This is a genomic window from Nostoc sp. UIC 10630 (assembly GCF_010747425.1).
GTDB lineage: Bacteria > Cyanobacteriota > Cyanobacteriia > Cyanobacteriales > Nostocaceae > Nostoc.
This window is the reverse complement of the sequence record NZ_JAAGOG010000270.1, coordinates 1-8,944: the sequence shown is the minus strand read 5'-3', so window position 1 is coordinate 8,944 and position 8,944 is coordinate 1. Positions and strand designations below refer to the sequence as shown.

Below are 8,944 nucleotides of genomic sequence, written 5' to 3'. Positions count from 1 at the left end.
AACACCGACACCAACCCCAACCCCCACACCAACTATCGAATTAACCGATATTAGTAATCATTGGGCAGGTGGGTTTATTCGGGAATTAGTCAAATTGGGGATAGTTAATGGTTTTCCCGATCGCACATTTAAACCCGATGCTACGATGACACGGGCACAATACGCCGCATTATTGGTAAAAGCTTTCAACCCATCGCCAAACCGCCCCGTGGTGAAATTCAAAGATGTACCCGCAGATTTCTGGGCATCTAAGGTTATTCAGCAGGCATATCAAGGTTTATTTCTCTCTGGTTTTCCTGACAATACTTTCGGCCCGAACAAAAATATTCAGCGCGTGCAAGTGATTGTCTCTCTAGTCAATGGGTTGGGCCTATCTACTGACGGTACAGCATCTATTAAAGCTTTCGATGATCAAGCCAAAATTCCTGAATATGCCAAGGATGAAGTAGTGAAAGCTATAAGCAAGGAGATTATTGTCAATCACCCGAACCTCAAACAACTTAATCCTACCCGTGATGCTACACGCGCTGAGGTAGCGGCAATGGTATACCAAGCTTTGGTAGATGCTGGTCGTGTAGCGGCGATCGACTCGCCTTATATTCTGACTGCTTGATTGTTCAACTAATTTATTTTGCACAATCGGATGATTTTTTTAGGGGCAATTCATGTAGACGCATTCGCAGTTACATGAATTGCCCCTAAAAAATGGTTTTAAATTAGAGACAGATCAAATTCATACTTAATTTCAAAAAATGCCGTTTTTAGTTTCTACTCGAATGAGGGCAAATTATTCGGGTCACTTCAAATTATCTAAAGCATAACTTTGGCTCAAATTGGTTATACAGCCTTAGCAATCTCTGGGACATACACCTGTGAAGCTTAGTTAGCAATCATTCTGTCAATGATAAAGTAACAAAAGGTGCATTCTAATATTCACTTTCTGGAAAAGCTCTCACTTGCCCACGATGAATTAGAATAAATCTAAATATATAAAAATATTAAAAAAATCCAAATAAAAATTTTGTTTTGTTAACAAAAACAATGCAGTTGAATCGAAGTAATTTTCTCAGGTCTCTGATCCAGCCAGAGCCAGGAAAACCAGCAATATCCAACGGCTTGCGAGCTGCATTAGCGTTGGGGGTTCCGATGCTAATTGGGCAACTCATCAACCAAAGGGAAAGCGGATTATTTGTCGGTTTAATGGCTTACTTTGTCAACTTAGCAAATGTTGGTGGCCCTTACCAGATTAAAGCAAAGGCGATGGTGGCTGCTACTTTGGGAATGGCTGTTTCAGTATTTGTGGGTACTCTGGTCGCTAAAATTCTAGGATTATCTGTAGTACTGACATTTCTCTGGGGACTTGCTTCAGGTTTTGCGTCGATGTATGGTAACGCTGGTGCAAATGTCGGTCTGGTTGTAGGGGTATCATTTATCTCCACGATCGCACAGCCAGGAAATCTGGAAGCCGCACTTATGCGATCGCTGCTATGTCTAATTGCAGGTGGATGGGCGATGTTACTTTCTTTAGTAATGTGGCCTTTTAGACCTTATGACCCACTAAGGATGGCTTTGGCTGATTGCTTCAGTGGAATTGCCAAATACATTCAGGCATTTGTTGGTAAAGTGACAACACCTGAAAATATTCTCGAAATTAGACAGGCATTAGAGACAGCACGGACTACTTTAGGTACTGGACGGATTGGAAAACCGGCTCGGAGTTGGATGGATGAGCAGTTATTGGTACTAATTCAGGATGGCGATCGCTTGCTTGGCTCAGTTATTGCCTTAACAGAGTTACTAGAAACACACTTTCAACAACAGCAATATCACGCAGTTCAGCAATTAGTAGACGATGCACTCGAACAAATATCAGTCATTCTGCAAGCCATAGCGAAAGTCATATCTCGCAAGCCTGCTAGCATCGATTTGGGAAATCTCAATCGCATTTATGAAGCACTAAAGGAACAAGAAAGTCTGCAAAGAAAAGCAATTGCTGGGAGTGAGACAGACTACACAACCCTCGTTGCTTTCACTAACCTGGTGCTGATGATAGAAAAACTGATCAAGCAGTTGCAATATACGGCTCAGACAGTTAAATCTCTGGTAGAACATAACAAGATAAGTCGCCGAGATATAGATAAACTTCTTGTAGTTGAAGATGAACAGCGATCGCTCTTAAGTTTACTCAAAGACAACCTTACCTTAGACTCAGCAATCTTTCGTCATGCTCTCCGCATTAGTGTAACTCTCACTCTAGGCGTAATCTTATACAGCATTACTAATTTACCAATGGGGTATTGGGTAACACTAACAAGCATCCTAGTCCTCAAACCGAACTTGGGCGCAACTTTCCAGAGGTTTTTTCAGCGAGTTGGCGGGACAATCTTGGGAGCCGTGTTAGCAGCTGTCCTAGTCGCAACCATCACCAGTAAGACTGTATTAGACATCATCATCTTGCTGACAGTATTTTTTGGCATTTCCCTAATCAGTGTCAACTATGGGTATTCGGTGATTTTCTTATCAATATTTGTCTTACTGATTATCGATATTGGTAATCCCATTGGTTGGCAATTTGCTGGCTTTCGGGTCTTGAATACATTAATTGGGGCGGGATTGGCTTTTGCAAGCCATTACTTTATATTGCCAAATCGGGAACGCGATCGCTTACCCAGTCAACTCGCCACTGCACTGCGAGAATGCCACAAGTACTTTTGGGATGTGATGGCTGTTTACCAGGGAACAAAAGAGCATGACTCCAACATTATCAGTCAACGGCGACAAACGGGATTGGCAATTGGCAATGCTCAAGCCTCATTTCAAGGATTGCTGCGCGAACCCCAAATGCCCAAAGAATTGGTAGAACCAGTGATGACGCTGTTGGTGTACATGGGACGTTTTACTAACTCCGTGACAGTTTTGGCAGTACATCTCGAACATTTTCGAGGAACAGTGCCACTGCCGGAATTAGAAACTTTTGTCCGCCAAGTTTCGCTAATGTTAGAGCAGTTAGCTGATTCAGTACAACTGGAAATTACCCCACCACCCTTACCTGGCTTGGAAGAAACGCTGCAAAAAATCCAACCGCACTTGCAAGCACTGCGTACAGCCCGAATACAAGAGCTAGCTGTCAATCAAGGACATACACCCGTTCGTCAAGCAGTCATTGATTACAGCATATTAGATTTGGAGATCGATCAGATTGTCCGCCGGTTAACTGCTATGCACTCAGCGATGGAACGGCTAATTTCCACGAAATAAAGCGCATTTTTTTCTTTGCAAGTCCCTATTTTTCCAAAATCAAATAAGACTGCTATATTATTTTGTTCCTTGCTGATCTTTTAAAAATGGATTAATGGCAGAAATTTCATAATATTTGTTACTTTCTTTAAAGTTTTTAATTCTGGGACATCTGGTTTTAATTGTTCTGCGATCGCTAATTTTTGTTCTGCTTGTGCAGGTTGAAAGTCATACAAATAAACAACAGCTAAATAAAGATATATGTAAGGATTTTGAGAATCATATTTAGTTAATTCTATTAAATTTTGGATTAATTCTGGAACTTGGCGCTGTAAAAGTTGTGATAAGACTAGAGTGTAACGCCAATTTAAGTTATTTGGCTCTCTTTGCAGATGATAATTAGCCGCAAATCCAATCTGTTTTAAATAATCTTGAGTAGGATCGTATAGATTGAAATTATCTATCTGTGCAAATATATTATTTAATTTACCTTGTTGTAACTCTTGTGCTAGTTGTGAAGTTCGAGTAACGAAATCTAGAGGTGGAGATTTTTCTCCTGTTCCTACATTTGTTACATCTACAGTAATATCTGGAATATTTAAAGATGTGACTTTATTGGTTCTTCTATCTAAATATAGTGCTGATAATTTATATTTTCCTACTGGTAACGTTTTCGGAATAAATGTGGCTAAGGCTTCTTTCACCTGGAAAGTTCCTTCAGGATGACATTTGATACCACAGTATAAATTTCCCAAGCCAATGGCATGATCGTGATCCCAAGATGATTGGCTATTTTGCCATTTTAATAGTAAAATACCATTTTGCAAATCATCCCATGAACCTGTTATCTGATATGTTACTGGGTTATTTTTATCTAAAATTAATTGTTGAGGAATCGCAACCCTTTCTAGATTAATTCCAGACTCAGTATTGCTGATTTTTTGAACAAGTACATAAGGATTCTTGCGGTTATATAATCGAAGTTTATCTCCATTAGGCAATATCCAATCGCCCTGTAATTTCAAATCAGTAGAAGATTTAACTAAAGAGTTTAATTTCCGTTTAATCTCTCCACTGTCTCCTGGTTGGTTTGGTTCATTATCTCTAGTGACATACCAAGAAAAATATTGTAAATCTTCCTCTACCTGAGATAAATTATATGTGAATTTTCTACCATATACGCGGAAATCTGCTAACGCGCCAAAAGAATCTAAAGTAAACTCATTTACCTGAGGTGTAGAAACAGGAATTACCCCTAAAGTTGATCTTAAATATATATTTGTTTCAATAATTTTATTTATAAGTTGATCCAATGGATATTTGTTGCCATCATTATTAGGGAAATGTTTACCACCCCATACTTGAATTAGGGGTAAGGGAAACAAATTATTGACTAACAATATACTACTTAATACCAGAGTTGCTAGTCTCAGCCTATCAAAATATATATTTTCAATTAAGTTAAATAAATCCGCTAATATTAAACTAATTATAGGGAAGCATGGCAGAATAAATCTAATGTCTTTATTTGTACCCAAAGTACAAATTATATAGCTACTGACTAAGGTAACTAATAACCATATTCGAGCGGATTTATGGAGAGATCCGGGAATTAAATCATTAGTAAATTTATATTTAATAAGATAAACCAATAAAATACCAATACTTACAGATAATATTGGTAAACCAACGCTTTCTGGGATCATCTTTGGATAAAACAACCATCCAGCAATAGTTGTGGACGAAGGGTCGCCTTCTCCTTTGCCGACCTGGTTAGCGTTTAATGCCGATGTAATAATTGTTAACCAATTTAAGCTATACCAAAAACCACAAATTAACCAAGCTATCATCAAAGATAAGCAAGTTTGTATTAGCTTGATGAATTGACGTTTTCTAATAAAAGTAATTAACGTCCAAATACTAGGAACTAAAATAAAAATAAATCCTGTAGGTTTAGTCAACAATATTAAACCTATACCTATACCCAATATGATAGTTAAACCCCATGATAAAAACCCAACATAACTATCTTTCCAAATTGTCAAAATTGTGAAAGTTACTATAACAATTGCTGTTAGCCCATAATCTAATAAATAATCTGTCCGTATCATTCCTAAAATAGGAAATAATAAACAAAATACGCTGGCAGTTATGCTAGTTTTTCGGTTTTTAAATAAAAAGTTACCTAAATGATACACTGAAAGTATAATCATTGCAGTATATAATAAGTTGACCAAGCTTGCCTGGTCATATCCACGCCCAAACAACATCAAGAATGGTACGGTGCAAATATATAAAAAAGGAGCGCGATAACTTGGAGTTAATTGCCACAGAGATAACCACCAATTTCCTGACAAGATATTAAAGTTTTGAAAAATTCTATAATGATGTAATGCTGTCGTTAAATGTGCGCTTTGATCGTAGGATGGAATCGAATTATCTAATAAAAACCAAGTTCTATCTATAGCTAATGCTATTAACCAAATTATTAAGAGGATGATATAGTCTTTTCTCCTCTGAGGAGGCACAAAATCATTCATATTTATTGCTCAAAAATAAAGCTCAACTAATTATATATCTGTCATGTATCGCCGTTTCACTAAATATTATGCCTGCTTAACTACTTATTAAACGCCAAGAATGCCCCTTGATCCTAGAAAGGATTAAGAGATGGGGTGCAATAATTGTGTGAACCATAACTGCTCTTTTAGAGGATGTTTGAAAAGTCCTCTTGTCGGTATCAAAAGCTTTAGATTCTGCTAAATCCCCCTATAAATTGGGGGAATTTGATTCCGGTTCCCCATTTTCTCGTATTCTTGTTCAAAAATCAAAATAGAAACGTGGGGTTTAAATAGATAAAAACTGCTGTAATCAATAAAGCGAACGCATGGTGGCGAATATGATCTTCAATAAAACTGGCGATGAAATAATAACTGTGGTCATAGCCTTCTTGGTAACGCAAGTTTAGGGGCTGCTTAACATCTGCACAAGCTTTTTCAAACACTTCCGGTAGTAATTGTTCTGCTAAAAATTTATCAGCAGTCCCTTGGTCAATAAGAATTGAACTGTGATATCCTACTTGTTTGACTAATTCACTAGCATCATAAGCACGCCAACTTTCTTGATTTTTGCCAAGATAACCACCAAAAGCCTTTTGTCCCCAAGGACAACGCATAGGTGCAGTGATAGGTGCAAAGGCTGATACTGATTTGTAAAGTTCTGGGTTTCTCATTGCACAGACAAGCGCCCCGTGTCCCCCCATTGAATGACCGAAAATACCTTGTTTTTCAGGTTGGGTGGGGAAATTTGCGTTAATCAAAGCAGGTAGTTCGTGGACAACATAACTATACATTTGGTAGTTTTTACGCCACGGTTCTTCTGTGGCATCAACATAAAAGCCTGCACCTGTACCAAAGTCCCAGTCATCATCCTCGCCTGCAATGCCAGTATTACGCGGACTGGTATCTGGTGCAACCAGCATCAAGCCGTACTCAGCCGCAAAGCGTTGCACTCCCCCCGCCTTCACCATAAAATTCTCTTCCGTGCAAGTCAACCCAGAGAGGAAATAAAGAATTGGCGCAAGTTTATGAGTTGCTTGTGGTGGTTGATAAACAGCAAAACGCATTTCACCATTACAGGTTGAGGAGAAATGACTGTAAAAGCCGAGTTTGCCACCAAAGCTTTTATATTCTGAAATGACGTTGACGTTAGGCATTGACTATATTCTCGAAGTACCCGGTAATTAGCACTATATACCGCCCTAGGCGATGGCGTACCCGCCCGCCGTAGGCATCGCATTTCAATCAACCCTGTGACTAGGTAACTTAGTCCCGCACCTTTTACAAAACCCAGCATCTATATCATGGAAAGCCAATTCACAGTTGGAACAAACCATTTCTACCTGATTAGCAGTTTTCACAACTTGCTTAATTAAATCCCCCACTTGCCAGGGAATCAGTGCAATTCCTGTGAAAATCATCAATACCGTTAGCAAACGTCCTAATTCAGAAATTGGAATAACATCACCAAATCCCACAGTTGTCATTGTGACAACAGAGAAATAGAATGCATCTAAAAATGTCCCGTAATTTTGAGGATTAACCGGATGCTCTACTTGATAGATTAAGCCAGAATAAATAAAAACAATTGCGAATAATGTAAATAATATTCGCGCAAAGATCATGCCATCTTCAGTGCTGATAGTAGCGAATAAAAATCTTCTATCTATAAATCTGATTAATCGTAAAATCCGAAACCATCGCAGTAGCCGGATAAAGCTAATATCAACCATCCCTATAAAGAATGGCAAAATTGCCATTAGGTCAATAATCGAATAAAAGCTAAAAATATACTGAATTTTGTTTTCTGCACTCCACAAACGGAGTAAATATTCCACCGCGAATATGATGACGATCGCAGTATCGACTAGATGTAATTCAAATCGCACAAAATCAGGAATATTATAAGTTTCTGCGACAAAAATTCCTGATGATAATAGTACCAAAGCGGCAAGTGTTAAATTAATTGCCTTACCTATTGGTGTTTCTAGGTCTTTTAAGTAGAATTCTGTTTCTTGTCTGCTCAATAACATATTCGACTATTAAATAATTTTAATTCCCACTTATAGCATCAGAAATACGATATTATTAATCACTATCCTTATATTAACCTCACTTTCTATGATTCCAGAATATTTTATGGGTTTAGCTTTGGCGCAAGCAAAAGAAGGAGATACACCTTACGGTGCTGTGATTGTTAAAGATAATGAAGTTGTTGCCGTAGCTCATAATACTGTTATCAGAGACAACGATCCATCAGCCCATGCTGAAATCAACGTTATTCGTAGTTTAACAGCTAAACTTAAAAACCATTTTTTAGAAGGTTATAGTATATATACAACTTGCGAACCTTGTCCAATGTGTGCAACTGCTTGTGTTTGGAGTGGTTTATCTGAAATTGTATATGGTGCTTCAATTCAAGACTTAATCTCGATAAATCAATCACAAATTAATCTATCTTGTGAAGAGGTAATAGCTAAATCATTTAGAAGCATCAAAGTTACCAAAGGCATTTTAAAAAATGAATGTTTGGAGTTATTTAAATAAACTACAACACATTTAGCTTTTTCATTAGGTTAAGTGCAAATCATTGTAGCAACTTTCTTCAAAGTCGTTATGGGTATTGGTTGGAATATTTTTTGTCCCCAACACCGTTATATATAAGGTTGTATATAAGCCAATACGCTTGGGACGGTCTAACACTTCTTCTAAGATACAAGGTTGAGTTGAGGAACGAAACCCAACATACGCCAGTTTTAGCTTTTAGTCTTAACCCAAGCGTATTGGTATATAAGCGGCTTCAGCTCCTTGCCTTATCAAGGTTGGTTTTGTGCAGCTTCATATAGAAATAGTATAAGTAACCGCAATATTGCAGATTTGGGCAAGCAATCGCGGAAATTCATTTGAAATCAAATCCTCTCGCTTGCTCGTAACTTGGGCTGTTGATAAGTAAAACTGATGAGTTCCATCAGGTTTACAAAAGTGAAATAGTTGATTAAAAATTGTAAAGCATTGTAAAGTGTATTCACAGGCGAAAACGAAATTGCCTGATTCATAAATCACTAACCGCACTTATAAAACAATGACAACAACCTTACAACAGCGCTCAAGCGCCAACGTATGGGATCGATTCTGTGAGTGGATCACCA

6 protein-coding genes are annotated in these 8,944 nt (G+C 38.0%); 3 read left to right on the top strand and 3 right to left on the bottom strand.

The window, feature by feature from the left end; all coding sequences use genetic code 11:
* Together G1O98_RS34460 and G1O98_RS34455 are read left to right on the top strand one after the other, a co-directional pair.
* Nucleotides 1-613 (top strand): S-layer homology domain-containing protein (locus G1O98_RS34460; protein WP_163938227.1); only part of this gene is annotated, 613 nt, incomplete at its 5' end.
* Nucleotides 614-1,041: 428 nt separating this feature from the next.
* Nucleotides 1,042-3,258: an FUSC family protein gene (locus G1O98_RS34455; RefSeq protein ID WP_163938224.1), complete on the top strand. Its 2,217-nt coding sequence runs from the start codon at nt 1,042-1,044 to the stop codon at nt 3,256-3,258.
* Nucleotides 3,259-3,338: 80 nt separating this feature from the next.
* Here the strand turns inward: G1O98_RS34455 and G1O98_RS34450 are convergent, their stop codons facing one another.
* The 3 genes from G1O98_RS34450 to G1O98_RS34440 all read right to left on the bottom strand — a co-directional run bounded on the left by G1O98_RS34450 (nt 3,339) and on the right by G1O98_RS34440 (nt 7,828).
* Nucleotides 3,339-5,777, bottom strand: a complete 2,439-nt coding sequence (locus G1O98_RS34450; RefSeq protein WP_163938221.1) for a hypothetical protein — start codon at nt 5,775-5,777, stop codon at nt 3,339-3,341.
* Nucleotides 5,778-6,064: 287 nt separating this feature from the next.
* Complete coding sequence (fghA, locus tag G1O98_RS34445; protein WP_163938218.1) at nt 6,065-6,952, bottom strand: S-formylglutathione hydrolase; 888 nt, start codon at nt 6,950-6,952, stop codon at nt 6,065-6,067.
* An 84-nt stretch (nt 6,953-7,036) separates the two neighbouring features.
* On the bottom strand, nt 7,037-7,828 hold the full coding sequence (locus G1O98_RS34440) for an ion transporter (RefSeq protein ID WP_163938214.1): 792 nt from the start codon (nt 7,826-7,828) through the stop codon (nt 7,037-7,039).
* Between the two features lie 88 nt (nt 7,829-7,916).
* On the opposite strand from G1O98_RS34440, the gene G1O98_RS34435 reads away from it, so the two are divergent.
* A complete protein-coding gene (locus tag G1O98_RS34435) occupies nt 7,917-8,342 on the top strand; it encodes a nucleoside deaminase (protein WP_163938211.1) in 426 nt (141 codons plus the stop codon).
* Nucleotides 8,343-8,944: the final 602 nt, after the last annotated feature.